General features: G+C 71.2%; 24 protein-coding genes. 4 read left to right on the top strand and 20 right to left on the bottom strand.

What is annotated here, in order from left to right:
* Positions 1-1,163 (top strand): FadR/GntR family transcriptional regulator (locus D7W81_RS22765; protein ID WP_147445587.1); only part of this gene is annotated, 1,163 nt, incomplete at its 5' end.
* A gap of 124 nt (positions 1,164-1,287) precedes the next feature.
* Here the strand turns inward: D7W81_RS22765 and D7W81_RS22760 are convergent.
* A complete protein-coding gene (locus D7W81_RS22760; protein WP_120557499.1) occupies positions 1,288-2,115 on the bottom strand; it encodes an alpha/beta hydrolase in 828 nt (275 codons plus the stop codon).
* Positions 2,116-2,153: 38 nt separating this feature from the next.
* The gene (locus D7W81_RS22755) at positions 2,154-2,867 is read right to left on the bottom strand and encodes a spermine/spermidine synthase domain-containing protein (RefSeq protein ID WP_120557498.1); all 714 of its coding nucleotides are present in this window, start codon (positions 2,865-2,867) and stop codon (positions 2,154-2,156) included.
* 96 nt (positions 2,868-2,963) lie between these two features.
* Here D7W81_RS22755 and D7W81_RS22750 point away from each other — a divergent pair, with 96 nt between their 5' ends.
* A complete protein-coding gene (locus D7W81_RS22750; protein ID WP_120557497.1) occupies positions 2,964-3,701 on the top strand; it encodes a tetratricopeptide repeat protein in 738 nt (245 codons plus the stop codon).
* A gap of 42 nt (positions 3,702-3,743) precedes the next feature.
* On the opposite strand, the gene D7W81_RS22745 is transcribed toward D7W81_RS22750, so the two are convergent.
* The 11 genes from D7W81_RS22745 to D7W81_RS22695 form a co-directional block, all read right to left on the bottom strand.
* A complete protein-coding gene (locus D7W81_RS22745; RefSeq protein ID WP_120557496.1) occupies positions 3,744-4,928 on the bottom strand; it encodes an MFS transporter in 1,185 nt (394 codons plus the stop codon).
* Positions 4,929-4,972: 44 nt separating this feature from the next.
* Positions 4,973-5,440 (bottom strand): carbonic anhydrase, encoded by a 468-nt coding sequence (locus D7W81_RS22740; RefSeq protein ID WP_120557495.1) that lies wholly within the window; start codon positions 5,438-5,440, stop codon positions 4,973-4,975.
* 78 nt (positions 5,441-5,518) lie between these two features.
* A complete protein-coding gene (locus D7W81_RS42815) occupies positions 5,519-5,692 on the bottom strand; it encodes a hypothetical protein (RefSeq protein WP_167508089.1) in 174 nt (57 codons plus the stop codon).
* 191 nt (positions 5,693-5,883) lie between these two features.
* Positions 5,884-6,708 (bottom strand): aminotransferase class IV, encoded by an 825-nt coding sequence (locus D7W81_RS22730; RefSeq protein WP_120557493.1) that lies wholly within the window; start codon positions 6,706-6,708, stop codon positions 5,884-5,886.
* A 77-nt stretch (positions 6,709-6,785) separates the two neighbouring features.
* Entirely contained in the window at positions 6,786-9,200 is a 2,415-nt protein-coding gene (locus D7W81_RS22725) for a PAS domain-containing sensor histidine kinase (protein ID WP_120557492.1), read from the bottom strand.
* 166 nt (positions 9,201-9,366) lie between these two features.
* The gene (locus D7W81_RS22720) at positions 9,367-12,618 is read right to left on the bottom strand and encodes a DUF87 domain-containing protein (RefSeq protein ID WP_120557491.1); all 3,252 of its coding nucleotides are present in this window, start codon (positions 12,616-12,618) and stop codon (positions 9,367-9,369) included.
* A 23-nt stretch (positions 12,619-12,641) separates the two neighbouring features.
* Positions 12,642-13,637 carry a hypothetical protein gene (locus D7W81_RS22715; RefSeq protein ID WP_120557500.1) on the bottom strand — a complete coding sequence of 332 codons (996 nt, stop codon included), beginning with the start codon at positions 13,635-13,637 and terminating at the stop codon, positions 12,642-12,644.
* Complete coding sequence (locus tag D7W81_RS22710; protein ID WP_120557490.1) at positions 13,618-14,829, bottom strand: endonuclease domain-containing protein; 1,212 nt, start codon at positions 14,827-14,829, stop codon at positions 13,618-13,620. Before D7W81_RS22710 ends, D7W81_RS22715 begins: the two co-directional genes overlap by 20 nt.
* A 142-nt stretch (positions 14,830-14,971) precedes the next feature.
* Positions 14,972-16,201 (bottom strand): MFS transporter, encoded by a 1,230-nt coding sequence (locus D7W81_RS22705; RefSeq protein ID WP_120557489.1) that lies wholly within the window; start codon positions 16,199-16,201, stop codon positions 14,972-14,974.
* Positions 16,191-17,132 (bottom strand): NAD-dependent epimerase/dehydratase family protein, encoded by a 942-nt coding sequence (locus D7W81_RS22700; protein WP_120557488.1) that lies wholly within the window; start codon positions 17,130-17,132, stop codon positions 16,191-16,193. Before D7W81_RS22700 ends, D7W81_RS22705 begins: the two co-directional genes overlap by 11 nt.
* Complete coding sequence (locus tag D7W81_RS22695) at positions 17,129-17,956, bottom strand: lysophospholipid acyltransferase family protein (protein WP_120557487.1); 828 nt, start codon at positions 17,954-17,956, stop codon at positions 17,129-17,131. Before D7W81_RS22695 ends, D7W81_RS22700 begins: the two co-directional genes overlap by 4 nt.
* A 101-nt stretch (positions 17,957-18,057) precedes the next feature.
* Here D7W81_RS22695 and D7W81_RS22690 point away from each other — a divergent pair, with 101 nt between their 5' ends.
* Positions 18,058-18,675 (top strand): hypothetical protein, encoded by a 618-nt coding sequence (locus D7W81_RS22690; protein ID WP_120557486.1) that lies wholly within the window; start codon positions 18,058-18,060, stop codon positions 18,673-18,675.
* 7 nt (positions 18,676-18,682) lie between these two features.
* Here D7W81_RS22690 and D7W81_RS22685 read toward each other — a convergent pair whose 3' ends face one another.
* Complete coding sequence (locus D7W81_RS22685; RefSeq protein WP_120557485.1) at positions 18,683-19,072, bottom strand: VOC family protein; 390 nt, start codon at positions 19,070-19,072, stop codon at positions 18,683-18,685.
* 238 nt (positions 19,073-19,310) lie between these two features.
* On the opposite strand from D7W81_RS22685, the gene D7W81_RS22680 reads away from it, so the two are divergent.
* Positions 19,311-20,432: a catalase family protein gene (locus D7W81_RS22680; RefSeq protein WP_120557484.1), complete on the top strand. Its 1,122-nt coding sequence runs from the start codon at positions 19,311-19,313 to the stop codon at positions 20,430-20,432.
* A gap of 24 nt (positions 20,433-20,456) precedes the next feature.
* Here D7W81_RS22680 and D7W81_RS22675 read toward each other — a convergent pair whose 3' ends face one another.
* From D7W81_RS22675 to D7W81_RS22655, 6 genes are all read right to left on the bottom strand, one after another.
* On the bottom strand, positions 20,457-22,175 hold the full coding sequence (locus D7W81_RS22675; protein ID WP_120557483.1) for a PA14 domain-containing protein: 1,719 nt from the start codon (positions 22,173-22,175) through the stop codon (positions 20,457-20,459).
* A 109-nt stretch (positions 22,176-22,284) separates the two neighbouring features.
* The gene (locus D7W81_RS22670) at positions 22,285-22,443 is read right to left on the bottom strand and encodes an SRPBCC family protein (RefSeq protein WP_244227365.1); all 159 of its coding nucleotides are present in this window, start codon (positions 22,441-22,443) and stop codon (positions 22,285-22,287) included.
* A 157-nt stretch (positions 22,444-22,600) separates the two neighbouring features.
* Positions 22,601-22,954, bottom strand: a complete 354-nt coding sequence (locus D7W81_RS42050) for a hypothetical protein (RefSeq protein WP_147445586.1) — start codon at positions 22,952-22,954, stop codon at positions 22,601-22,603.
* Positions 22,955-23,079: 125 nt separating this feature from the next.
* Positions 23,080-23,955 carry a 4-hydroxy-3-methylbut-2-enyl diphosphate reductase gene (locus D7W81_RS22665; protein ID WP_120557482.1) on the bottom strand — a complete coding sequence of 292 codons (876 nt, stop codon included), beginning with the start codon at positions 23,953-23,955 and terminating at the stop codon, positions 23,080-23,082.
* Positions 23,956-24,045: 90 nt separating this feature from the next.
* Complete coding sequence (locus D7W81_RS22660; protein WP_120557481.1) at positions 24,046-26,064, bottom strand: M56 family metallopeptidase; 2,019 nt, start codon at positions 26,062-26,064, stop codon at positions 24,046-24,048.
* The gene (locus tag D7W81_RS22655) at positions 26,061-26,447 is read right to left on the bottom strand and encodes a BlaI/MecI/CopY family transcriptional regulator (RefSeq protein ID WP_120557480.1); all 387 of its coding nucleotides are present in this window, start codon (positions 26,445-26,447) and stop codon (positions 26,061-26,063) included. The genes D7W81_RS22660 and D7W81_RS22655 overlap by 4 nt, the downstream gene beginning before the upstream one ends.
* Between the last annotated feature and the right edge of the window lie 104 nt (positions 26,448-26,551).

The raw sequence follows: 26,551 nt of genomic DNA, 5'->3' as shown, positions 1-26,551 counted from the left end.
TGCCGAGGAATGGGGGGTTGGCCTCGGAGCGGAAGATGGCGCGCCGCTTTGGGGTATGCCGGGGCACGGTGCGCGAGGCCTTGCGGCGGCTGGCGGCGCGGGGCCTGGTGGTGCTGCGTCCCGGGCGGCAGGCGCGCGCGGTGGCGCTGGACGAGTCGCTGACGCTGGAGAACCTGGGGCTGGCGCTGCATGACACGCGCTCCGAGGAGTCCCGGCGCCTTCTGGAGGGCTTCTTCAGCCTCAAGCGGCAGGTGCTGGTGGAGCTGCTTTCCGACTGCTGCGCGAATGCCTCCGCCGTGGCCCTGGGGCCACTGGAGAGCACCTGCTACGCGCTCCAGGACGCGGCGCGCTGGTACCACCCCAAGGAGCGCTGCGCGCAGTTGGAGTTTGAGTTGCTGCGGCTTTCTGCCCAGGTGGCTTCACGGCCCGGGCACCTGCTCCTCATCCAGTCGCTGCAGCGGGCCTTCCGGGGCATCGCGGACCGGCTGCTGCCCTTCATGGGTGGCGATGCGATGCGCCAGTGGGTCATCTGCGCGTTGGATGCGCTGTATGCGCGCGACGTGCAGGCGCTTCAGCACCAGCTGCCGGCGCTGATGAAGACGTACGACGAGCTTGTGCTCGACCAATTCGCCCCTGTCACTCGGGAGCAGACGTCCCCCGAAGCCCCTCATGCCCAGGAGGGCCATCACTGCGCTCTCGCGTCAGGCTCCGCGCAGGACGATGCGCCCCCGGCACGATCCTGCGGTGAGGGGCTGGAGCTTGGCAGCCTCGAACCAGCCACCGAAGACAGAGCGGCGTCCGGAGTTGCCTCATGTCCCCATGGGCAGGCCTTCCCCTTGGAGCCCGACAGCGGGGCGCTGCTGCTTCCAGTCGCCCCAGCGCCTGCCTCCAGCGGGCCCGGTGGGGAGTGCACCGGAGGGTCCGTGCCGGGCACGGTCTTGGGCAACGTTCCCGACTGTCGGACAGGTTCGGACACTTCGTCTCCGGATGGAGGCATTCAACCCGGGCCTCCACCTGTCGGCTCTCTCGGACACACCCACGGGGTGGTGCGCGAAGAGGATGGCCCGCTTCACGGCACCACGGCGCCATTCCGCTCCCAAACCGGTGGGCCGTGCGCCTCTGGCTCCTCCATGGCCCTCGTTACAGGCCCGCCTGATTCGTGAGCGGCGACAGTCCTTCGCGTCCTCTGGCGCTCATGAAGCCTCGCACTGCGGCGATTGACCTCGGAGGCATCCTCCCGGGTCGTGCTTCCGCGCTGGAGGCGTCAACGAACTCCTGGTGATCTGCTCAGGGGCCGGCCCGCTGGGGGACGGGCGCGAAGGCCTCTCGCAGCACCTTCGCCTCCAGCGACCGGTAGATGTTGGCGTGACGCAGGTCGGGACAGGGTTCGTACTTCCACTTCAGCCCGACGGGTGCTTTCGCGCGGAGCACTTCCGCCAACTGCCCTGCCTGCTCCGCGACGTCGTCACCGGCCGACGCCAGGTAGAGCGTGGCCTTCAGCCCTGGCCTCGCCTTGATCCGGTCGTCGGCCCTGCGCACCCATTCGTCGTCGTTCCACCAGAGGCTGGGGCTCAGTGCGATGGAGGTGCCGAACATCCCGGGCTGCAGGAAGAACGTCTCCACGATGAACAGCCCCGCGAGCGACTCGCCGATGATGGCGGTTTCGTCCGTGACGCGGTACTTGCGGCGCACGTGGGGCATCAGCTCGTCACGGAGGAAGGCGCGGAACGCGGCGGAGCCTCCCACGCGCGGGGCGATCTCCTTGTCCGACGCGACCTGCGTGGGCCCGGTCATGTCGCGGCGCCGTTCGGTGTTCTCGATGCCGACCAGGATGACGGGCCGCATCTCTCCGGAGCGGATGGCGGTGTCCACGGTGGTGGCGACGTGCGGGAAGTCCTCCTGCTCGCCGCCGTCGGGCATGTAGAGGACGGGGTAGCGCAAGCTCTTCGCCGTGCCGTAGCCGGGCGGCGTGTAGACGTTGATGCGCCGCGCTTCCCGGAGCGCCTTCGACGGGAGCGTGAACGTCACGTGCGGAGGCATCGGCTCCGCCTCCGTGGTGTGGCCCACACCGCTGACGAGGACGACGGCGAGCAGGAACAGACGGACGCATCGCATGGGCTGCCACCTCTGGATGGGAAGAATGCCTGCTCGCTTCAGCGCCGCGACGGCGGCCGGGACGACGACGGTGACTTCGCCTTGGACGCGCGCCGGGCGACGAAGAGGGTGTGACGCGTTCCCTTGGTGCCGTGCGCGGTGGGGTGGAGGAGCTGGACGGAGAAGCCCACTTCTTCCAGGCGCTTCACGAACGCGAGCGAGGGCCCTGCGCTCCACACCACCAGCGTTCCGTTGGAGCGCAGGGAGTTGAAGGCGTGAGACACGCCGGCGATGTCGTAGAGGCTGTCGTTGTCGGGGTGGGTGAGGGCGGTGGGGCCGTTGTCCACGTCGAGCAGGATGGCGTCGAAGGCGCCCTGCTGCCTGCGCATCACCTTCCCCACGTCACCCTCCACCACGGTGACGCGCGGGTCCTCCAGCGGCGCCTTCGCCAGCGGCGCGAGCACGCCCCGGTTCCACTCCACCACCGGGGAAATCAGCTCCGCGACCACGATGCGGGACCCCGGTCCCAGGCGGTCGAGCACCGCGCGCACCGTGAAGCCGAAGCCCAGCCCGCCCACGAGCACCCGGGCAGGCGCGTCCGCCGCGAGGTTCGCGCAGCCGGCCTCGGCCATGGCCCTCTCCGAGCCGTGCTGGCGGCTGGACATCAAGGTCTGGCCGCGTACGCGCAGCACGTACTCTTCATCCCGCCGGGCGAGCACGACCTCGCCCACGTCCGGCACCTCTGCTCGCTCCACTGTTTCCCAGGGCTTCATGCCAGCGCTCTTCGCGCGACCGGGCTCCCGGGTCAAGTCGCCGCCTTGACACCCCGGGACGTGCCTGCGAAATGCCGGACGACCGCCCCCAACCCCATGGAACGCAACGGACGACAGGCGTGGCCCCCGGAGCTGTCCGAGCCCTTGCGCGAGGTGGACCGCCTGCGCCGGGGCGGCCGCTACACGTCGGCGCTCGCGCTGGCGCGGACGCTGGCGGAGGCACACCCGACGCAGGTGCGGGTGCTGGTGGAGGTGGGGCTGACGCTGGGCGTGTGGGGCGGACAGCCGGCGGAGGCGCTCCCCTGGTTCGACCGCGTGCTGGAGCTGGCGCCGGGCCACGTGGCCACGCGCTACCACCGGGCGCTCACGCTCGCGCGGCTGGGACGGCACTCGGAGGCGGTGGAGGGCTTCACGCAGGTGGAGGCGGCGGGCTTCCGCAAGGCGCTGGTGCTGCACATGAAGCGCGCGGAGTCGCTCGAAGCGCTGGGGCGGCTGACGGAGGCCGACTCCGACTGGACGGCGGCGCTGGCGGAGGACCGGGGCAACCCGTGGCTGCTCCAGCAGCGGGCCCGGAGCCGTGCTCGCGCGGGGCGGACCGACGCCGCGGAAGCGGACCTCACGGCCGCGCTCACGTCCCAGGAGGGCGAAGCCGTGGACCCCGAGCTGCTGTACGAGCGGGGCGTGCTCCGGCTCCAGCGCGGAGAGGTCACGGGCGCGCGCGCCGACTTCGAAGCGGGGCTCCAGGCCTTCCGCGTGGGCGACCCTCCGTCACTCCTGGATGCGCTCCGGCGCGGGCTCCAGGACGCGGCGGCCCGGGACGGTGAGGCCCGCTGAGCGGCCTCCTCCCAGCCGGAATCCCGCGCCGCCTGTCCCTGGCTACGCGTGCCCGGCGCGTGCAGGCGCGGGACGGTTTCCGCCACGGTTCGCGATGGCGAAGAGCGCCGCTCCCACCAGGGTGAGCGCGACGGCGGCCCACGCCGGCGCCAGGTAGCCCCGCCCCTGCGCGATGACCCAGCCGCCCACCCACGCGCCCGCGGCGTTGGCGATGTTCAGGGCGGAGTGGGACATCGACGCGGCCAGGGACGGGGCGCCGGGGGAGGCCTCCATGAGCCGCACCTGCACCGCGGGCGCGAGGAACTGCGCCGAGATGCCGATGAGGAACACGAGCGGGACCGCCGCCCAGAGTGACGTGGCCGTGAGCGCGAACAGGCCCATCACCAGCGTCGTCGCGCCAAACCCCACCCACATCGCGAGCGTCACGGAATGGTCCGTGAGGCGGCCCCCCAGCATCGCCCCCACCGTCATGCCCACGCCAAAGAGGGCGAGCACCCAGGGCAGCGCCGGCTCGGGCAGCCCGGACACGAGCGTCAGCGTCGGCGCGATGTAGCTGTAGACCGCGAACAGCCCCCCGAAGCCCACCGCGCCCACCAGCGACGTCCACCACACCTGCGGCTGCCGCAGCGCGGACAGCTCCTGACGGATGCTGCTGCCGCCCAGCGAGGCCACGTGCGGCACCCACAGCCAGAGGGCCGCGAGCGTCACCAGCCCGATGGCACCCACCAGCAGGAACGTGCTCCGCCAGCCCAGTTGCTGCCCGAGGAACGTCGCCGCCGGGACTCCGATGATATTGGCGACGGTGAGCCCCGCCATGAGCAGCGCCACGGCGCGCCCCTTTCGCCCGGGCCCGAGCAACTCGGCGCCCACGACGGAGCCCACTCCGAAGTAGGCCCCGTGCGGCAGCCCCGCGATGAACCGGGCCACGATGAGCGTGTCGAGCGTGGGGGCCAGCGCCGAGGCCGTGTTGCCCACGGTGAACGCCGCCATCAACAGGAGCAGCAGCGCCCGGCGCGACATCCGCGCCGTCACGATGGCGACCAGCGGTGCGCCCACCACGACGCCCAGCGCATAGGCGGCGATGACGTGACCGCTCCGGGGAATCGTCGCCCCCAGCCCGCTCGCGATCTGCGGGAGGATGCCCATCGTGGCGAACTCGGTCGTCCCGATGCCGAAGCCTCCCAGGGACAGCGCCAGGAGCGCCCTGCCTACGTCTTGCGTCTTCACGGGCCTCCAGTACCAGACCGGAGAACCCCTGTCGCTTCGCGGGCTCAGCTCTCGCGCGGGATGGGCTCGAACTCGACCGTCTGCCCCTTGGCGCGCACGTAGAAGAGGTGGATGCGCAGGTGGGGATAGGCCGTCTGGAGCTCCTTCGCGCCGAAGTGGAGGTCCTTCAGCTGCTGCTCCACGGCGATGTCCGGCCCGAGCGCGCTGTGCTTCGCGTGGTAGTAGCCGCAGCCCGCGTGCGCCAGCAGCAGCACGTCCTCGATGTGGTGGCCTTCAATGAGGAAGCTCGCGGCCTTCGTGAAGCCCGCGCTCTCCAGGTAGTCCGAGGCCCAGCGGTTGAGCAGCGCCGGGCCTCCAGGGATGGTCATCGTGTCGATGCGCGGGTGGCCCAGGTGATGGGCCAGGTCCTCCACGGCCTCCGTGAAGCGCCCGTCCGAGCAGTACACGGCCAGGGTCTTCGGGTGGACGGACTCGAAGGAGACGCGGGAGACGTAGGGCGCGGGAGCGGACATGCGCCCCAGGTTAATGCCTCCCCACCCCCACGAAAGCGCCTTCGAGCCGTCCGGTGAGATTCGGTGACGCTCCCGGTGTCAGTTGTGTTCCGGGAACGCCGCGGGCTGCCCCGTGCCGCCGTTGCCCTCGGGCTTCGGGCCGGCGTGCCGGTCCGCCTCGGACTCGCGCCCGCCGCCCTTGTGGCGCAGGTTCTCGTCCTCGCTCATGCCCTGGTGCTGGACCTGCTTCTCGTCTGGCTTCTTCTTCTCCATCTCGAGCCCCCTGTCGTTGGAAGAAAGTCCTTCGAGGTCCTCCAAAGATGGGGGCGGCGGGGAGAATTGCCATGCCCATCGCCCGCTCGGCCGGCTGCTCAGCTTCGCGGTGAGCCAGGGATGCAAGTCCGTGCCGGGGCTTCCGGCCCAGCGGGGCACCATGACGAGCGAGCGGGTCGCGGGTCATGGGCTCAGCCCTCCCGGAGGGCCCGGGCCTCCAGCGCGGCGCGGGCCCGCTCCGCGAGCCGCAGGCTGTCCGGAAGCTCGCGGCCTGACAGGCGGGGCACGCCCACGGCCAGCGCCACCGCGTTGCTGTAGAAACACGCCTGCGCCCGGGACAGGTCCGCCACCGGCAGCGCCCGCTCCACCACCGGGAGCCCTTCCAGGGAGGCCATGGCCAGCAGCACCGCGCGCGCGATTCCCGGCAGGCACGGCGCCCCGAGCGGCGGGGTGACGAGCGCCCCGTCGAGCTGCACGAAGAGGTTGGCGGTGGGCAGTTCGCAGACCTCCGCCGCCTCGTTGGTGAGCACGGGCAGGCGCGGCAGGAGCGCGTGCTGGCGGAAGTACGCGAGCCCCTTGTGGTTCACCGTGCGCTCCGCGCGCCGGTAGGCCCCGGGCTCCACGCCGTCCAGTTCCCGCCCCTCCCGGTGCAGCGCTTCCAGCCCCTCGGGCAGCGGACGGAAGGTGCACAGCACGTGGCCGTCGCTGACCGCGAGCTTGCCCACGCCGGTGAAGCGGGGGCCCAGGACCGCGTCCGCCGCGAGGCAGCGGCGCAGGGTGTCCCGCACGGCGTCCTCGTGGAGGAGCGCGGACGCGGGCGCGCGCACGGCGGTGGGGAACGCGTCCAGGCTTCCACGCAGGCGGGCCAGGTGCCGCGCGAGGAACCGGGGCTGGCCCGCGTCGATGCGGAACGTGGTGAAGAAGCCCGCGCCAAAGAAGAAGCCCTGGGCGAAGTCCTGGAGGCGCAGGTCCTCCCAGCGCTGGACGACGCCATCGACGGAGACGGTGGAGGACATGATCAGCCTTGGAGGACGGACGGCCGCGGGGACATGGCGCCAGTGTAGATGCTCGCCCGCGCCCGTTGAACGCCGCGTCAGGGGCTGGCCTCTCCGGCGCCGTGCGCGAGGCTCGCGACGGCCCCCGGCAGGGTGGGCAGCGTGAAGGAGAACGCGGCGCCGTGCCCCGGCGGGCTCTCCACCCAGACGCGGCCGCCGTGGGCCTCCACCAGCCCCTTGACGATGGCGAGCCCCAGGCCCGCGCCCGCCTTGCGCGTGTGGATGGCCTGCCAGAAGCGGTCGAACACGTGGGGCAGCGACTGCGCGTCGATGCCCGGCCCCGAGTCCTCCACGTGGAAGCACACCTGGTCGCCCCGGCGCTCCGCCTTCAGGAGGATGTGGCCCCCGGGCGGGGTGAAGTGGATGGCGTTGCCCAGCAGATTCTGGAAGACGCGCACCAGCCGCGCCCGGTCCGCGCGCACCGGGGGGAGGTCCGGCTCGAGCACCACCTCCAGGCGCAGCGCCTTGTCCGCCACCAGCAGCTCGTTCAGGGCCTGCACCTGGGAGAGCAGCCGGGGCACGTCCAGCGGCTCCACGTCCAGCGCCGCGCGCCCCGACTCCACGCGCGCCACCTCCAGCAGGTCGTCGATGAGCCGGTCCATGTTGCCCACCACGAGGCGGATCTTCCGCAGCGCCTCCGTGGCCGCCGCCCCTTCCTGATGGGCCACGCTTCGCTCCGCGCCCCGGGACAGCAGGGAGATGGTGTTGAGCGGCGCGCGCAGGTCGTGGGAGACGATGCCCAGCGTCTCGTCGCGCGCGGCGACGGCCTGCCGCGCCGTGCGGTACAGCCGCGCGTTCTCCAGGGCCAGCGCGGTCCGCCTCGCCAGCTCCGCCAACAGGGGGAGGCTGTCCGTGCCGTATCTCAGGGCCGGGCGCGTGGACACCAGCAGCAGCACCCCCAGCGCGCGGTCCTGGAGGGTCAGCGGCACCGCCACCGCGGACTCCACGCCGGGACTGTCCGGGGAGGGCTCCCGCAGGAGCACCCCGGACCCCGTGCGCACCGCCTGCGCCACGAGCCGCCCCAGCGCGCCCCCGGCTCCAGGGCGGCACGCCGCGCGCATCGCGGTCCCCAGGCAGGGAGCCCCGGCGGCGACCTCGAGCGTGGCCTCCTCGCCGGTGCAGCCGGCCTGCGTCGCGATGGCGCAGCCGTCCGCGAGCGTGGGCACCGCGAGCGTCACCACGCTGCGCACGATGTCCCCACAGTCCAGGGAGCGCGTGCTGGCGGCGCCCATGTCGGAGAGGAAGCGGCTCCACAGCTGGACGCGCCGCTGTTCGGTGATGTCGCGGAAGTAGACGGAGAGTCCCTCCGCTGACGGGTACGCCACGACGCGCTGCCAGCGGTTGTCCACGACCGAGCGCTGCTCCTCCTCCACGGGGATCTGCGTCGCCGTCGCCTGGTACAGCAGGGCCGCCATGGCCTGGCCCTGGGTGCCGTGGAAGACCTCCTCCAGCCGCCGGCCCAGCAGGGCTTCCCGCTTGCGGCCGAAGTGCACCTCCGCGGGGCGGTTCACGTAGGTGAAGCGGCCGTCCCGGTCGAACGCGGCGAAGCCGTCGGTGATGCGATCGAGCACCGCGTTCATCCGCTCGCGCGCCCCTTCCGCCTCCTCGCGAGCGGCCTCCTCCCGCGCCAGCTGGTGCCGCGCCTCGTCGGCTTCGTGGCGGCCGGTGATGTCCTCGTGGGCCACCACCACGCGCAGGGGGCCAGGGCCCGCGAAGCGCGTGGCTCGCAAGAGGAACCAGCGCGACCGGCCTCCGGGCTCATGACAGGGGTACTCCAGCAGGAACTGCTCGGCGCGTCCGGCGACGATGTCGCGGATGCCCGCCGCCACGGATGGCGCCTCCTGCGAGTATTCGCCCTGCGCCGAGTCCGTCACGCCCAGGTAGTTCGCGCCCACGCCGCACGGGCCGTCCTCCTCCGGGCAGCCGTTCTCACGCGCGAAGCCCCTCCACGCGGCGTTGACGGCGAGGATGGTGCCCTGGCCATCAAGGATGGCGATGTGCGTGGACAGCGAGTCGAGCGTGGAGCGCAGGAACTGCTCCGACTCATGCAGCGCCTGCGCGGCGCGTCTGCGGGCGCTGACGTCGCGGAAGCAGACGGTGAGGCCTTCCGAGGAAGGGTACGCCCGCACGTCGAGCCAGGCTTCGAGGGGCGCGTAGAAGGTCTCGAACGCGACGTGGACCTGCTCCGTGAGCGCCCGCTGGTACTCCTGCTCGAACACGGAGCCGAGTGCCTCGGGAAACTCCTCCCAGACGACGCGGCCCAGGAGCTCTTCGCGCGGGCGGCGCAGCAGCCACTCGCAGCACGTGTTGAGGTAGGTGAAGCGCCAGGAGCGGTCGAGCGCGAAGACCGCATCCGAGATGCGCTCCAGGGCGTCGAGGGCCTGGGGGGACGCGCGCCCTTCGGGCATTGAACGCCCACGCGCGGTCCCGTCCTGGCCCTGTCGCAAGACCATTCCTTCACTCCCGTCGGGAAGAACTGCCGAAGAAAGTATGGGAACCCCGGCCCGGCGAAGCCGCCCGTGACGGCTCCCCGCCCGGGGGCCGGCCCGAACGTGGATGGGGCGCCCCCCTGCCCGAGGGCATGGAAACCGCAGGGGAGGGGAGCCCGTGAGACGGACGTCAGGTGCCCTGCTCGCGCGAGCGGCGCGCGAGCTGGAGGATTTCGTCCTCGGAGAGCTGATCCGTCTTGATGATGTTCCGGTCCGCCTTGAGCTGTTCCACCTGGCCTTCGCGCAGGACGTGGAACTGTCCCATCTTCTGCGCGGGCAGGCGTACGGAGGCGTCCACGCGGGCATCCGCGAACATGGGCCTGAGCTTTCGAAGCGCCGTGTCTTCCTTCACGCGCCCCGCGAACCAGGTGCGCACGTTGTCGCGGCACTTGTAGTCGAGGTCGCCAGGGCTCTGCGTCGCGAGCATCACGCCAATGCCGGCCGAGCGGGCACGCCGGAGCAGGTTCTCCATGGGCTGCTTCGTGGAGGGAGCACTCTGCGCCGGCAGATAGATGTCCGCCTCGTCGAAGAGGAGCACCGCCTGGAGCTTCGGCGACGGATGCTGACTGGCCCAGCGGTTGGCTTCCACCAGGAGCTGCGACACCCAGAAGAGGGACCCCTGCTGGCTGCCGAGGAACTTGGTGCTGATGATGGTCAGCCGCGTCTTGCCCGGCACCTTCGATGCGCCCTGGCCGAGCAGCTCGCTCATGTCGAGCTTCTCTCCCTGCGTGGACAGCAGGGACTGCGCGTTGAGCCGCAGCGTCGCCAGGTCCTGCGCCAGCTTGTTGAAGACCCTGTCGTCCAGCCCGTGCGCCTCCTGGACGAGCGTGATGTCCTGGCCCGCGACGAAGCGCTGGATGAGGTCCAGGGTGATCTCCGTTCCGGAGGGCCGCTGGACCAGCAGCCGCAGCGCCTGGGCCAGCAGGGCCTTCGCGGCGCGATCACGAGGGTTGCTCTTGTACTCCATCATGCCGGTGATGGCGTCCGCGGCCTGCTGGAGGACTTGGTCGCGCTCCTCGGGAGGAAGCTTGTCGAGTCCTCCGGGCACCACCGGAAGCGCGAGCGTCCGCCCGTCCGAGCGGCCCGGCGTGTAGAGCGCCACGTCCACGCGCTCTCGCAGCAGCCGCCGGCGTTCGACCATCACCGGGTCGTGCAGCGCCTCCTCCCACGCCTCGGGCTTCGCGTACGCGGCGAGGTCACCCTTGCGGTCGACGAGGAGCGCCGGGATGTCCTGGAGCAGCAGCTGCTCCACCAGGTTCAGGGCCAGCGTCGTCTTGCCGCTGCCAGGCCCGCCGAGGAAGGCGCTGTGCTTCGTCAGCTCATCCGGATGCACGTGGACGGTGTTGGCGAAGACGCCTTCGGACACGCCCAGCCGCATCTGCCCCTTGGGTGCATCGGCCTTGGGGGCCTCGTCTCTTGGCTTGGGAGGAGGGGCGACCTGAGCGGGCTTCGCGAGCTTCAGCGGCAGGATGCTGCCGGCCGGCGTCACCTCCCATTCGGCGTCCCCGTCGCGAATGACGGACTCGCTCGCGTCGCCGGGCTTGGAGGCCACGGGCGCTGGCGGTGCCGCCGGGCTGACGGCCGGGGCGAGCTTCTCCAGGGCGAGGACGTCCGTGATGCCCTTGAGCCGCGTCACCGGGCGGGCCGTACGGCTCCAGCCGAGGAACACAGCCTCCTCGTGCTGCTTGCGGAAGGACTGGAGCGCCAGCAGCTCCCGCAGGTCGCTGGGGCCCACCACCGCCCGCCGCCCTCCCTTGCGATGCAGCAGCGTGGTCTGCTCGTCCACCAGGGTGCCAAGGCTGCCGGGGAAGTCCGTGGTGCGCACCAGCACGGGCAGCTTGCCGGAGGCGGCCCGCAGGGCGCTCGCCATCTGCCGTCCCAGGTGCCCACCTCGCGAGGAGTTGTTGCAGAGCGCGACGTGGAGCCGCGCATCCCCGGGCTGGACCGTGACGTCGAGGGTGTCCTCGTCGCGGGGCTTCACGTTGAAGCGGGTCGCGCCGCCCAGCTCCTCCGCGCTCACCTGGATGCCCCAGGCGATCAGCGAGGCGATCTCCGCGTTCCCTTCCGGCACCCGCGCCTTGAAGTTGGCCTTGAAGTCCGTCCAGGCCTGATCCAGGTCCGGCGTCGCGACGGGCTGGGAGACCGGAGGCTTCACGGGGGGCCGGGCTCTCTCCGGTAGCGGGAACTCCGCCGGCAGCTTGCCATCCTGGATGCCTCGCTCCCGGTAGCGGTGGCAGGCGTTGAGCACGTCACGCGTGCGCTGGCCGCTCAGCAGCTCGAAGCCCTTGGCCGGGATGGGGTAGGTGGGCTGGGCCGGGTCGAACGCGATGCCCTGCTGTTCATACAGCGACTTCAACCGGCGGGCCGCGATGTCCCGCGCGGTCTGCGCGGTGGCGTTGAGCTCCAGGTCGACCGGCTCGGGGTTCTGCTCGATGCGGTCAATCATCGCGCGGTTGAGGTTTCCACGCATCGCCGTCCAGAAGTCCGTCAGACAGCAGACCACCACGATGGCCGTGGGCACCTGTCCCGCCAGCGCGACCAGGCTGCTCATCGCGCGGCGGAGCGAAGGCTCCATCTGCGGCTTCTCGTTGAAGTCCTTCATGTCCTCCACCTGATCGATGCAGAGGACCATCGCCTGCCCGAAGATGCCCATGAGCTGGCCCAGCTGGATGAGCATCCGGCTGGGGGACTCGTCGGAGGTGCGAGGAACCAGGTTGCCGATGATGGCCCGGTCCTCGGGTGACATCTCCTCGCAGCGCAGCCATTGGACGATGCGGTGGTGGAAGCGGGCCTCGCGGCGCTGGAGGCAGAGCAGGGCGCGCAGCAGGTTGACGTCGACCTGCCGGAAGTCTGGATCCGCGTGCAGATCATCCGCGACCGCCCGGATGTTGCCGTGGAGGTCCTCGTCGTTCAGCAGATCCTCGCCCGGGATGTTGGCCGCGAAGATGTTCTTGCAGCGGTCCAGCACGGCCTTCGACAGCAGCATCAGGCCCGTGTCCTCGACCCGGCCCTGGTCGTACGGCTTCTCCAGCGAGTCGATGAACTCCGACAGGATGTACCGGTCGTAGTGCGTCACGTCGACGGTCATCGGCATGTAGCCGACGTAGCCCTGGTCCTTCTCGTGGACGCGGTTGCGGAAGGCCCGCACGAGGTGCGTCTTGCCGCTGCCCGAGTCCCCCTTCAGCAGGAGGATCTTCCCGGAGTCCGGAGGAGGCCGCTGGGTCGCGCGCTTCAGCAGGCGTTCGAACGCCGTCCGTGCTGGAGCGTTGATGGAGGGAACGTCGAACGGGTCTCGCTTCCACAGCGTCTGGCCCTGCTGGACGCTGTTGAAGATCTCGGGGCCATCCGACAGGAACGCGTCGAGGCGGGCGTCTTTGGACATGGTTGGCTCCTGGAGAGGGCGGGCTAGAGGACGACGAAATGGAAGCTGGCGCCGTAGGAGCGCACTTCGGACTCGGCCACGTCCCGCGGGTCCATCACCGCCAGCAGGTCCGCGCGTCCCAGGGACAACTGGTGGGCGCGGTTGGCTTCAAGTAGCGCTGCGTCGAACGCCGGTCGGTCCGCCCACTCCGGCTGCAACGCCCGCCACACGTGGGAGATGAAGACCTTGTTGTCTCCGAACCGTCCCGTGGGCGATTCGCGAGCCACGTCCAGCACCCGCCGGGCGAAGGACGCGCTGTCCGTGCGCAGTGCCTCCACGGATTCGGGCTGGGAGACAGAACCCTTCACCGCCTCCGCCAGCACCCACTCCCGCAGCGCCGCCATCCGCACCACCTCCGCGTCCACCCGCGACGCCCCCACCGCGCGGGCGGCCAGCTGCTCCACGCCGCGCTTCGGGTCGCTGACCTCCTGCTCCAGCAGCTTGCCCAGCAGGTGCGCCTGCACCGCTCGCAGCGAGAACGCCTCCTCCGTCTCCACGCCCAGCTGCCGCCACAACAGCCGGTCGCGCACCTGCGCCAGCGTCGGCGTCTCCGGCCCGTCCACCTTGTGGGCCCGCTTGAGCACCAGCGCCCGCACGCCGTCCGCGTCCGACAACCGCCCCAGCGCGGGCTTGGAGGCCGGCAGGCCCAGGCCCTTCGCCAGCAGGTGCTGCTGCTTCACGCGCTTCCACGTGAGCCCCTTGGGTGAATCCACCCGCAGGAACTTCAGCGCCTGCTGACGGCCCGGCCCTGTCAGCGCCAAGCCAGCGCGGCCCCGCGCCTCCACGAGCTTGCCGTCCAGCAGCGCCGTCAGGAGCGTGTCGAACCGGCCGGTCCATTCGCCCCGGCTCCAGCGGTGCTCCACGAAGGCATGCAGCGTCTTCGCCAGCTCATTGCGCGTGCCGGCCTTCTTCTCCGAGCGCGTCGCCAGCCACGCCAGGGCCAGGCCCTGGAGTCGGGTGTCAGGGGTGTCGGTGTCCATGTCGTGGCTCCCGCCCGCCAGGCTCGCGCCCGCGGGCTTCAATCAACGTGTCGAGGGTGTGGAGGATGTGTTCCAGCTGGGACAGCACGTCCGTCGCGAGCAGCCGGTACACCCAGTAGCCCTCGCGCTGCAGGTCCAGGTCCTTGCGCCGGTCGCGGCGGAAGCGCTCCGGGTCCTGGAAGTGGAAGTAGCCGTCAATCTCCACCGCGATGCGCAGCCGCCGGCACAGCAGGTCCACCTCCCAGGAGCGCTTGTCCTCGGGGCGCACCCGGACGTTGAGCTCGAAGAGGCCCGCCGTGCCCGGGTGTTCCTCCAGCCGGTCGCGCAGGTACGCCTCCGCCTTGCTCCGCGCCCGGTCCGCGCCCGCCTCGCCCGCGCCCGTCAGCACCGCCAGCGCCACCTCGGCGGCGCTCACCCGCCGGGCCTCCGTCGCGCCCGTGCGCTCCAGCTCCACCAGCGTCGCCACCGCGCTCGCGGCCTCGGAGGGCGCCACGGGCAGCTCCAGCACGCCCTCGCGCACCAGCGCCTTCAGCCGTGTCTCCCCGCCCGCCAGGAACGCCGCCAGCGCCTCGCTGGACACCCCGCACGCCACCGCGAGCGCCGGCACCGCGTTGCACAGGAACCCCGCCACCTGGAGCCCCCGGAACGCCGGCGCGTCTCCCGCGGGCACGCGCACCACCGGCGCCTGTCCGGGCGGCACCAACGCGTGCAGCGCGCGCAGCCCCGCGCCCGGGTTCTTCGCCAACGCCGCGTGGACGGCCGGCGGAAGCACTCCGGGCGCCACCGCCTCCCTGCCAATCACAAGCTCCCGGCACAGCGCCCAGGTGGCTTCCGGCAACATCCCGGGCGGCGGCAGCGCATCCAGCAACACCTGCCGTTCATGGGCTGTCTTTCCCCGGAACACCGGCGTGTGTCTGGGATTCGCCGCCGTCAGGCTGAACGCCGCCAGCGCCTCCGCGTCCGCGCCCAGGTCCCGCGCCGCCGCCAGCGCCCGGGCCCAGTCCAGCGCCGCCGTCCGCGAGTCCTCCCCGGAGACCTCCACCACCGCCTGTCCATGCCGCTGGGCCCACTGGCTCCAGAGGGTCCCCCCCAGGGCCTCCGGTCCCTCCAGCACGCTCAGGGTCGCGATGCCCTCCGCACGGCGCCGGGCCTGGCGGTCCAACGCATCCAGCAGCGCGACTTCACCCGCCAATGGCAAGCCCTACCCCCCGGGAGTGATGGCTTCACCGCCCCTCGTGAGCAAAAGACTGCTCCCGCGGGTCGGGTGAAGACAAGACCCCCAAAAGAGGTATGGCGTTGCGGGAAGGCACGGACCCGGGTGGGTCCGAAAGGCTTTAGCGCTCCGCGTCGTCCCGGGTTTCCCGACGGAGCAACACGCTCAGCCCCGCCGCCGCGAGCGCTGAAACCATGCCCGTCAGGAAGGGGGCCTGGGTGCTCCACGACGCATACATCCAGCCGCTCGCGACCGGACCCACCGTGCGGGCCAGGCCGCCGCACGACTGCGCCAGACCCAGCACGGCGCCCTGCTGCGACGGCGGGGCCACCTGCGAGGCCTGGCTGGAAATCAACGGCTGCAGGAAGCCCGTGCCGATGCCCACCAGCACCACGGCGACCATCATCGGAATCGCATGGTGCGACACCGCGAGCCCCGCCATGCCGCACGCCAGCAGCAGCGCGCCGCAGAGGAGCAGCCGGAACTCACCCGCCGCGCGCGACAGCGGACCAATCAGCCCGCCCTGGATGACCATCCCCAGCCCGCCCACCACCGCGAACGTGTAGCCCACTTCCTTGGAGCCCCAGCCCAGCCGCGCCTGCACCAGCAGCGCGAACGCCACCTGGAGCGTGGTCATGGACAGGAACACCGCGAAGAACAACCCCAGCACCAGGCCCAAGGCCTTGCGCCGGGACGGGTCCTGCAACGCGGCCCAGCGCGTCTGGGATTTCGCCGCCGCGCGCTTCTCCACCGGGTGCGTCTCCGGCATGGCCACGAGCGCGCCCAGGAAGCCCACCAGCGCCATGCCGCCCGCGAGCAGCGGCGGCACCCACGGGCCCAGGCCGGAGAACAGCCCGCCCAGCGTGGGCCCCAGCACCATGCCCAGGCCAATGCCCGCGCCGATGCGGCCCATGGCCCGGGCGCGCGTCTCCTTCGTCGTCACGTCCGCGAGCGCCGCCTGACACGCGGCGATGTTGCCGGACGTCGCCCCGGCGAGGATGCGCGAGGCGAACAGCAGCGGCAGCATCAGCCGGTAGCTGGCCAGCGCGAACAGCGCCATCGCCACCGCGTTCGCCAGCAGGCTCAAGAGGATGACCGCGCGCCGCCCGTGCCGGTCCGAGTACCGCCCGAGCAGCGGCGTGGCCAACAGCTGCGTGAAGCTGAAGCACCCCAGCAGGATGCCCACCGTGCGCGCCGAGCCGCCCATGGACTGCACGTAGAAGGGCAGCATCGGGATGACGATGCCGAAGCCCACCAGGTCCAGGAACACGGTGAGGAACACCACCGCCTCCACCCGGCGCAGGAGGCCCGGCGTGGCGGCGGAAGCGACGCCTACGGTCTCAGCCACCATTGCCCGCCCGGTCCACCGGCAGCGCGTCCGCGTAGGCGCGCAGGATGCGGCCCTCGTCGTAGGCGGCCTGGAAGCCCGTGGCCTCCAGGAAGCGCTTGTTGTCCACCACGATGGGGTAGCGCAGGTGGTCCGTGGCGCCCACCGACAGGCGGGGGAAGCCCGCGCGGCCCAGCAGCAGGGACAGCACCGGCGACGGCAGCGGCACCGGCGTGCGGCCCGTGCCCCGGATGATGACCGACAGCGGAACGGGCGCGGGCCCCGCGACGTTGAAGATGCCGCGCACCTTCTTCTCCAGCGCCAGCTGCAGCGCCGTCACCACGTCCTCCTCCTGGAGCACGTGGAAGAGCGGGTCGTAGCCCAGCACCATGGGCACGCGCTTGCCGCGAATCAGGTTCGCGAGCGTGCCCGTGCCCGGCGTGCCCAGCGTGTACACGAGCCGCAGCACCGCGGTGGTGACCTCCGGCATGCGCCACAGCGCCGTCGCCGCGTACAGGTCCGCGGCCACCAGGTCCGCCAATTCCGGGATGGCCTCCAGGGCGCGCGGGGGCTCGTCTTCGGAGTGGTACAGCGGCGAGTCCGGCGCCGCGCCGTAGAACGTGTGCCGGCCCACGAAGAGGACCTGCTTCACGCCGTGCGCCGCGCAGTGGTCGAACAGCGCCTTGGTGCCGTCCAGGTTGATGCGGCCTCGCTCGCCGCCGGGCACGGTGAACGCCGTCACGGTGGCCATGTGCACCACCGCCTCCGGCTTCCAGCGGCGGAAGACGTCCTCGGCGGCGCGCTTGCGCACGTCCACCGGGTGCACCTGGATGCCCTTGGGCGCGTCCCGCCACGGACGGATGTCGATGCCCGCGACCTCATGCCCATTGTCGTGAAGCCGCACGGCCAGCCTCCGCGCGATGCCGCCGGAGATGCCTGGAATCAACACCCTCATGGCAACAGCCTCCGGGTCCGGCGCAGGTTGCGCTCGGCGCGGTTGTCTTCGATGAGCTGCTGGATGCGGGACTTCACCTGGTCCACGTAGCCCTGGATGACGTGGTCCTCCTCGTCGCCCGTGCCCTCGAAGACGAGCGGCTCGCCGTAATGGATTTCAAGGCCCACCGGCAGGGGGATGGGAAACAGGTACGGCGTCAGCGGGATGTACGGCATGCCCAAGAGCTTCCCCAGCGCGTACGCGTTGGTGACGGTGGGGATGGCCGCGCCGCCGCCCAGGAAGGCGAAGGGGATGATGGGCGAGCGCGTCTGGAGCGCCAGCCGGATGAAGCCCGTGCCGAAGTCCACCAGCGAGTACCGCTCCGGGTAGAGCTTCGCGGTGCCGCGGGCGCCCTCCGGGAAGATCATCAGGAGCCGGTCGTCCTCCAGGAGGCGCACCGCGTGCTCGGGCAGGCCGGTGAACTGGCCGGTGCGGCTGGCCCACAGCGAGGCCACGGGGAACTTGTGGATGAAGCGCTCCACCATGCCCTGCGCGAGCCGGGGCGGATCCATCTCCAGCAGCGTGGAGGTGAGCACCATCATCCCGTCCACCGCGACGCCGCCGGAGTGGTTGCCCACCAGCATGCCGCGGCCCGTCTTGGGGATGTGTTGCACGCCGGTGCAGCGCACCCGGAAGTAGTTCCGGTAGAGGAAGGCGAAGAACTCCAGCGCCAGCTTCAGGTGCTTCTTGGAGATGCCGTAGGGGTCGACACCGTATTCGTTGAAGGGCAGCTCCAACCGCTCCACCCGCTCTGACAGGGACTCGCTCTGGGGCACGGGGCGCACCGTAGCACCGCGCGGAGGCTTTGCACGGGCGGCCCGCGTCCCCCATTGTGCGCCCGACGGGGCCTTCCGGCCGGACGGGCCCCGAAGGAGCGGCGCGCGAGATGGCGGGGCAGTCGTGGACGGGAATGCTGGACGGGGTGCTCGCGTGGGCCAGGACCCTGCCGGAGGGGCTGTCCAACCAGGTGGCGGTGGACGTGGCCGGCCGGCGGGTGCGCCTGTCGCACGCGCGGGTGGAGGCGCTGTCGAGGGGCGTGCTGGGCCGCGTGAAGGGGCTCGCGCTGCGCTCGTGGGACAGCACTCCGGCCGTGTACGACCTGCGGCTGGACGTGCGGGGCTGGAAGCTGCGGGTGGAGACGACCCCGCAGCGCGTGGAGCTGGCCGGGGGAGGCTACACGCTGTGGCTGGCCACGCCGGGCCGGGTGGAGCTGGAGGAGTCCCCCGGCGCGTCGTCGCTGCTCATGGGCGCGCTGCGCACGGGCGCCGGGAAAGCCGCGCTCCAGGCGCTGGCGCGCAGGCTGCTGCCGCCGGAGCTGGCCTGGGACGGACAGGTGCTGCGGGTGGAGGGAAGGCTGCCGAAGGACGGCGCGCTGGCGGCCCGCCTCTTCGAGTCCTCCTCCCTGAATATGACCGCGGAGCACGCGCCCGAGGGGCTGTGGCTGTCCGCGGAAGCGTGGCCGGGGCTCCTGGACCTGCTCCAGGCGTCGCTGGGCCCGGTGTAGGGCTTCTTCAGCGGCCCTCGCCGTCCCACACGTTGGCGCGGCCTTCCAGGGGCCCGCGCTGCGGGCGGACGATGCAGAAGCGCTGCCCGGTGGGAGCCTCCACCACCCACCAGCGCTTCACGTAGGCGATGCGCTTCGCGCCCAGCGCCTCCAGCCGCTCCAGCTCCGCGTCCAGGTCATCCGCCTCGATGTCCAGGTGGATGCGGCTGTCGTGCTCCACCTGCTGGATGAGGAGCATGGGCTCCTCGGGCTGCGTCACCAGCTCTCGGTAGGTGGGCGAGTCCGCGTCCGGCGGGGCCGCCTTCCGTCCCAGCGCCGCGCTCCAGAACCGTGTGGCGGCGTCGAGGTCCCCGACCTTGCAGTCGATGACGAACGTGCTGAGACGGCTGCGATGCATGGCTTGCTCCTGAGGGGCCGGGCAGGGGGGAAGCCCGTTGAGGGGGAGCCAGGGATACACCGAAAAGCCGGGGGAAGGTATGGCGGAGTGAAGGGGGCGGAATGTGAAGCGTGCGCCATTGCGCGACGCTGGAGCATCCAGCACCGGACCTTCCCGGCGCGGAATCCGTGGGTGCTCCTGACGAGGGGAGGCAAGACCCCTACTTCCAGCACCCACGTCCCAGGACGGTTCAGGCCCCATGAGCGAGTCCGAGTCCCAGCAATCGCCGCGCGGCTACGTCCGCTACCGCGACGACGTGGAGGTGGTGGAGCCCGACGAGGCGGAGGTCATCGAGAAGCTCATCGCCGCGATGCTCAAGGGCATGGCGCTGACGCGTCCCAAGCACGGCCGCACCGTGCGCGCCGCGCACGCCAAGGCGCACGGGTTGGTGCGCGGGACGCTGCGCGTGCTGGACGGGCTGCCCGGACCGCTGCGCCAGGGGCTGTTCTCCCAGCCGCGCACGTACCCCGTGGTGGCGCGGCTGTCGCACGTGCCCGGGGATCTGGACGACGACCGGAAGGTGTCCGGGCCGCGCGGCATGGCCCTCAAGGTCCTGGGCGTGGAGGGACTCGGGCCCATGCTGCCCGGCCACGCCGGGGAGACGACGCAGGACCTGCTGCTGGACACCGGCAAGGTGTTCAACGCGGTGGGGCCCAGGGCGGTCCTCGCACAGATTGCCCCGGTGGAGCACATCGCGCCCCGGACGCCGCAGGCCGTGAAGGGCGTGGTGTCCGCGGTGTCGCTCGCCACGAACACGGGGCTGCACGCCGTGGGCGCGCACAGCGCGGCCCTGGACTTCTTCGGCCACCCGTTCCTGCACCCGCTGGGCGAGCCGTACTACAGCCAGGCTCCCCTCCGGTACGGGGACTACATCGCGAAGCTCAACGTGACACCCGACTCGCCGGGCTTGAGCGCGCTGAAGGACGCGAAGCTGGACGTGCGGGACTTCGACGGTCTGCGCGAGGCGGTGGTGGCGTTCTTCCGCACGAACCCGGCGGAGTTCGTGATGGGCGTCCAGCTGTGCACGGACCTGGAGCGGATGCCCGTGGAGAACGCGAACGCGGAGTGGCCGGAGTCGGAGAGCCCCTATCAGGCGGTCGCGCGGCTGGTGCTGCCCGCGCAGGACGCGTACGACCCGGCGCTCCAGGACGCGGTGGACGAAGCGATGTTGTTCAGCCCGTCGCACGGCCTGGCCGCGCACCGGCCCCTGGGAGGAATCATGCGGGCGCGGATGGCCGTGTACGAGGCCGTGGGCCGCGCCCGGCGGGAGCAGAATGGCCAGCCCGTGAGGGAGCCACGGAGCGCGGACGACCTGCCTTGAATCGTCCGCGCCGGGATGGGGAGCCTACTGCCCGCTCATGCCCGGGCCCGGCTTCCAGACCTTCACGTAGTCAATGCGCGCGGTCCATGCCGTGGAGCCCGTGGCGTTCGCGTCGCCGTACCAGAACGCGGACGGGTCGCCAGTGATGGCCCAGGTGGAGGCCACGAAGTTCGCCATGCCCACCAGCATCCGCTTGTAGTCCGGGTTGTTGGAGAACTCGGCCGGCAGGGGAATCTCCCGGATGGCGTTGGTCGCCGGGTCGCCAATCCACATCCGGATGTCATTGCCCACGCGGCGCGCGGTGTAGACCCACTGCTTGCCATTGCGGCGGTCCACGGTGGGGTGGATGCCGGACTGCTTGTTGTCCGGGTCCCAGTGCCAGGTGGTCATGACGCTCGTGCCGTCGTTGTTGGGCAGCTCGACGATGTCCAGCTCCGGCGGCCACGGCGTCCCGCCCCAGCTCTCCGCGATGGGCCACATGAGGAAGTACATGCCCGTGCCCAGGCCCGGCGGCAGGTCCGCCTTGAACGACACCTGGTAGTCAGCGTAGCCCGGGTGCGCCGGCCGCCAGTTCTGCTCGTCCCACCACGTGCCCTGGTCCAGGTAGCAGCCATCCCAGATGCCGGAGCCGTCATTGCGCTTGCGGGCGCGCATCTCCAGGTGGCCATTGGCCGTCACGCACTGGCTCTGCGTGTTCATCACCATGACCGTGTGGAAGAGCGGCACGTTCGTCTGCCATTGCTTCCACTTGTTCCAGTCCAGCGAGTTGAAGTCGTCCTGGAGGTCCAGCACCCAGCCGGTGGGCGGATGGGGAACGCCCCCCACGCCGGGCGTGCTCGCGGACTGCAACGTCCAGCCCACCTGGGCGGACGCGTCACCGACGGCCTCGTAGTACTCCACCGTCACGCGGTGCTTGCCGGCGGTGAGCGTGATGTCGCCCGTCCGCGTGGACGCGCCGTGGTCGCTCCAGTGGTCCACGACGAGTGCTCCATCGACGGAGATGCGGCTGCCGTCGTCGGACGTCGTGGAGAACCGGTACGTGCCCGCGGTGGCGAAGTTCCAGTCGCCCTCCCAGCGGACGCTGAAGTCATCCACGCCCACGCCCGCGCCGGGGCTCCCCGTGCCCCAGGCGAACTGGATGGCGGAGTCCTGGCGCTGGAAGGCCCGGGTCGTCAGGTTCCGGTCGCTGAAGTAGGTACCCCGGAAGGCGCCCGTGGGAATGGGCAGCTCGCTGGTGCCGGCGGCGTCGCCCAGGAGGTTCACCTCCTGCACCCACGAACCGCTCGTGTTCGTGCGGTAGCGCACGTAGACGAACCTCGCGTTCGTGTCCGGGATGTCGCAGCCCTGCCACTGGACGGCGCTGCCGTCGACGTCGCAGTCGTACCAGCCCGTCTGGGACCAGTTCGCGTCGAAGAGCTGAACGTGGAAGCGATACGCCTGGTCGCCCTGGCTCCACACCTCCCGCACCTGCTTCAACGTCCCCAGGTCGTAGCCGACAGATGCGTTATCGCCCGCGCCCCAGGCCCCCGAGGACTCGTCGCCGTCGTTCACCTGCCAGGGGTAGTTGAAGCCACTGTCGTCGATGAGCGTCGCGGCCAGCTCGCCAGTGACCGCGCTCCGCAAGACGCGAACGGGCGTGTCAGGCACGGGCTCGCGGGCGTCACACGCCGCCAGCGAGCACAGGGGAAGCACGAGACACGCCCGGACGAGCGCGCGGGAACGAGACCGGTGGGATGCGACCATCTTCCGCCTCCAGCAGGGGTGGGCGGGCGACGAGAAGTCCTCACACTTCAGCCTGTCAATCTCGTTTTCCGGGAAGGTTGTTTAATCTGGTTGTTCCGTTCCGGGCGTGTCAGTGGGGTCGCGCGAGGAGTGTGTCGAGCGCCGCGTAGCTCTGGTTGAGGCCCCGCTCCATGTCGGACTTCATCATTCCCTGGAGGTCCTCCACGGTGTGGAAGAGGGACACGGTGACGAGCTTCGTGCGGCCGTCGCCCAGGTCCTCCAGCGTCATCGTCTCCACCACGACGTGGCCGGGTGCGCCGTCCCACTCAGTGCTCGGACAGGCTGCCGATGGACGCGCCGGCCCTCCTCCAGCCGCAGGAGGAGGGCCCGGCGCGGTCGGGTCCGACAGCGCCGCGAACGCACGTCGAGCGGGGCCCTGGGGTGGGTCAGTTGAGTTCGCAGGTCTGGCAGACCGGCCCGATGAGCTTCCAGGTCGTACAGGTGCCGCCCGGGGGGCAGCAGCGCTTGTACTTGGTGCCGGGCAACCCATAGCCGCTGTAGGTGGTGCCCGGCTCATCGTACCCCGCGGTGTTCGAGCAGGGCGTGCGGCACTGGGTCTGCCAGGTGATCATCGACTGCATCTGCGAGCTGGGACAGTTGGGATCCGTGCCGATCTCCTGCTCCATCTGTGCCTCGCCGCTGGGGATGCCGGCTTCGTCAGCCCCCGTGGAGGGGCCGCAGGCGGTGAGGATGCCCAGGGTGAGGCTCATCAGGAACCACGCTCGAATCATGCTTCGCATGCGCAACGCTCCGGTCGGTGCAAGACGGCAATGCCTTGCACCGGCGGATTCCGGCATGGCTGCGTGGGCATGACAAGCCAGGGTGGCTGGATTGGCATGAGGGAAACCCACGACATCACGCCTGGCTACTTGCGCTGCTTGGACATGGAGCGCACGAACACGGAGTCGACGCCGTGGATGCGCAGGGACACGAAGTCCTCCGCGGAGGCGTTCGTGTAGCCCAGGCTCCGCATCTCCTTCACGAACGCGGGCGTGACGCCATGGATGCGCATGGCCACCAGGTCATCCGCGCTCAGCTCGGGGAAGCCCAGGCCGCGCATCTCGCGGATGAAGTCCGGCGTCACGCCGTGGATGCTCATGGACAGGAGCGAGTCCAGGGGCAGGCCCTTGAAGCCCAGCGCGGCGAAGCCCTGGATGCGCTCCGGGGTGACGTTGTGGATGCGGCAGCTCACCAGCTGCTCGAGTGTCAGCTTCGGGTAGCCCTCGGCCGCCATGGTCCGGACGTACTCCGGGGTGACGCGGAAGATGCCCACCTGGACCAGCTCCTCCACGGTGGTCACCTTCGTGCCCGCCGCCGCGAGCGCCTGGACGCGCTGGGGGCCCACGTTGACGCTGGCCAGGAGGAGCTGCTCATCCGCGTCCGGCTTGGGAATGCCCAGCTCCGCCAGCTTCTTCACGTAGCCGGCGTCCGGACTGAAGCGCCAGGTGCCGGTGCCCTGTCCGTCGTTGAAGCGGCCCTCGAAGTCGAACGTCCCCGCCTCGCGCACCAGCTTGAACGGGGTACTGCTGCCGTCCTGGGTGGACAGCCCCTGGAAGTCCGCGAGCGCCGCGGAGAAACCATGGTGCGAATCCGGACGGTCCTTCGGATGCAACGACAGCTGCAACTGCTGCTCCTTCGCGTACGCGCCCCACGTGCCGGTGCGCTGTGCATCGGCGGCGAGCGCGGGGAGGGCGAGCAACATCACGACCAGGGTGAGCCACGGAGACAGGCGCGACGTCATGACGGCGACTCCTTTTTCGGGCAAGGCGCGGCCCGTCCGCGCGCTCGGGAAGGAGCGCGCGGTGGGACCGCGTGGGAGAGGAAAGGGGGATTACTTCCGGGGCTTCTGCATGCGGCGGATGAAGTCCGCGTCCACGCCACCGGTGCGCAGGCGGACCAGCTCATCCACGGTGGCGGGCTTCACGCCCGCGGCTTCCAGCTCGCGCACGTAGCTGGAGTCGACACCCAGCGCGCGCAGCTCCACGGCCTCATCCAGCTTCAGGCTCCCGAAGCCCGCGGCCTTCAGGTCGTTGAGCCACGCGGCGTCGATGCCCATCGCCTTCGCGGCCATCAGGTCCTCGGGGTCTTCCTTCGCGAAGCCCAGCGCCGCCATCTGGCCCAGCCACTCAGGCGTGACGCCCATGTGCTTCATTCCCACCAGCTGCTCGGCGGGAATGGCCTGGCCGAAGCGGTCCGCCATGGACTTCACGTACTCCGGCGTGATGCCGGCGTGCTGGAAGCCCACCAGTGTTTCCACCGTGGGCGCGTAGCCCATGGCGGAGATGCGCTCGACGACCTCCGGGGTGACGCCCGCGATCTTCAGCGCGACGAGCTGGTCCACGCTCAGCGGATCCACGCCCACGCGGGTGGTCTCGTCGGCGTCCTGGGCCGCCTTCCGCTCCGCGCGGGCCTTCGCCTTGTCGGAGGACGCGGGGCTGGGAGCAGGCGCGACGACCGGCGCGGGCACAGGGGCCGGAGTAGGAGCCGCGGCGACGACCGCGAGCGGCGCGGGCACGGGGACCGCGAGCGGCGCGGAGGCAAGGCCCCTGGGCGGCGTTGACACGGGGGCGGCAAGCGGCGCGGTGGCCGTGGCGGCAATGGCATGCGGCGTCGGCGCAGGGACGGTGAGCGACGCGGTCCCCGTGGCGGCAAAGGCATGCGGCGTGGCCGTCGGAGCCGCGAGCGGCGCAGTGGCGGCGGCCGGCTGGGGCGCGGACGCGGCGACGCCGGGACGGAGCGCGGAGGTGCTTGGGGAGGGAACCGCCAGGACCGTCGCCCCAGGCGTCTTCACCGGCTGCACGGCAAGCGCTGTCAGCGGCACCGCCAACGCGAGGCTGCTGGCCAGCGTGACGATGGAGACCCCCGCGGCCCAGCGCGACGAGCACCGCGACGCGGGCGCCACCACCAGCCGCCGCACGCGGTCCTTCAGCGAACCGCCCAGCGCGGACAGCGCGGGACCGCTGGCGTCCATGCCCTGCAGCCGCAGCGCTTCCAGGGCGGTGAGCGCGCGAGCGTAGGGGAGGGCACCGGGGCCCTGCCGCACCGCGAGGTCGTCACAGCAGTTCTCCCGCTCCACGCGGATGACCTGGGACATCCACCACACGGCCGGGTGGTAGAAGAGCAGCGTCTCCACCAGCGACTGCACCACGTTCACCGCGAAGTCATGACGGCGGATGTGGGCCAGCTCGTGGGCCAGCACCAGCTCCAGCTCCCGCACGGCCAGCCCGGTGAGCGTCGCGGTGGGCACCAGCACCACGGGCTTCAGCCAGCCCAGCGTGGACGGCACGTCCAGCTTCGACGACACCAGCAGGCGCACCGGACGCGTGAGGTTCAGCCGCCGCGCCAGCACCGCCAGCCGCTCCTGCCATTCCCTCGACGCGAGCACCGCCTCGTCCACCTGGCGGCGCAGCCCCATCCAGCCCTTGAGCAGGCGCAGCGATGACGCCAGCACACCCAGGCCCCACGCCAGCACCAGCCAGGGCAGGTGTTCACCCACCTGCTGGATCAGCGCGTCCAGCCGGGGCAGCGGCGCGGTCCCGGTCACCTGACGCGGCGTGGAACGCCCGGTACTCGGTTGCGCCACCGGGCCTGTCACGGGCGCCACGGTCCGCGGGACGAACGCCGTGCGCACCGGACGGGCCTCCGCGGCGCGCGAGGCATGCCGCCACGCCGTGGCCACCGGCAGCGCCAGCATGATGCCCAGCGCGCCACACGCCAGCGCGTAGCGGAGGTTCGCCGAACGCCGGCCCACCCACCGGAGCGCCAGCGCCAGGGCCACCGCCACGAGCGCGCCCTGCCACAGCAGGTGCACGAGCGCCCAACCCACCGCTTCCAGGATGAAACTGTTCATGACTCCGACTCCTTCTCGAGCGAATCCAGCAACTGGCGCAGCTCCGCCAGCTCCTCGGGGGACGTCTTCTTCGTGGACAGGGCCTGCAGGGCGAGCCGCGCCGGGGAGCCGCCGAACACGCGGTCCACCAGGTCGGTGACCAGCTGCTGCTGGGTGCTCTCCCGGGGGAGCCGGGCGCTGTAGACGTGCGCGCGCTGGGACTCGTCGCGCGTCACCAGTCCCTTTTCCGTCATGATCTGCATCGTCTTCAGGACGGTGGTGTAGCCGCCCCCATCCTGGAGCGCCTCGTGGACCTCGCGCACCGTGCGCGCCCCCCGGTCCCACAGCACCCGCAGGATGGCCAGTTCGGCATCCGTGGGTCGCGGCAGCTTTGCTCGGCTCATGGCTTCCTCTCTCCTCACCGCTTCCTACGCATAGTTATACGAACGATTTCGTAGGTGTCAACGAAGCCCTTCGTACTTCCTGGGCAAGGGGCCCTGGGGGGAGG

Origin of the sequence: Corallococcus aberystwythensis, from assembly GCF_003612165.1 — a bacterium.
Classification (GTDB): domain Bacteria; phylum Myxococcota; class Myxococcia; order Myxococcales; family Myxococcaceae; genus Corallococcus; species Corallococcus aberystwythensis.
The sequence above is the reverse complement of the archived record's forward strand: the minus strand, read 5'-3'. Positions and strand labels throughout refer to the sequence as shown.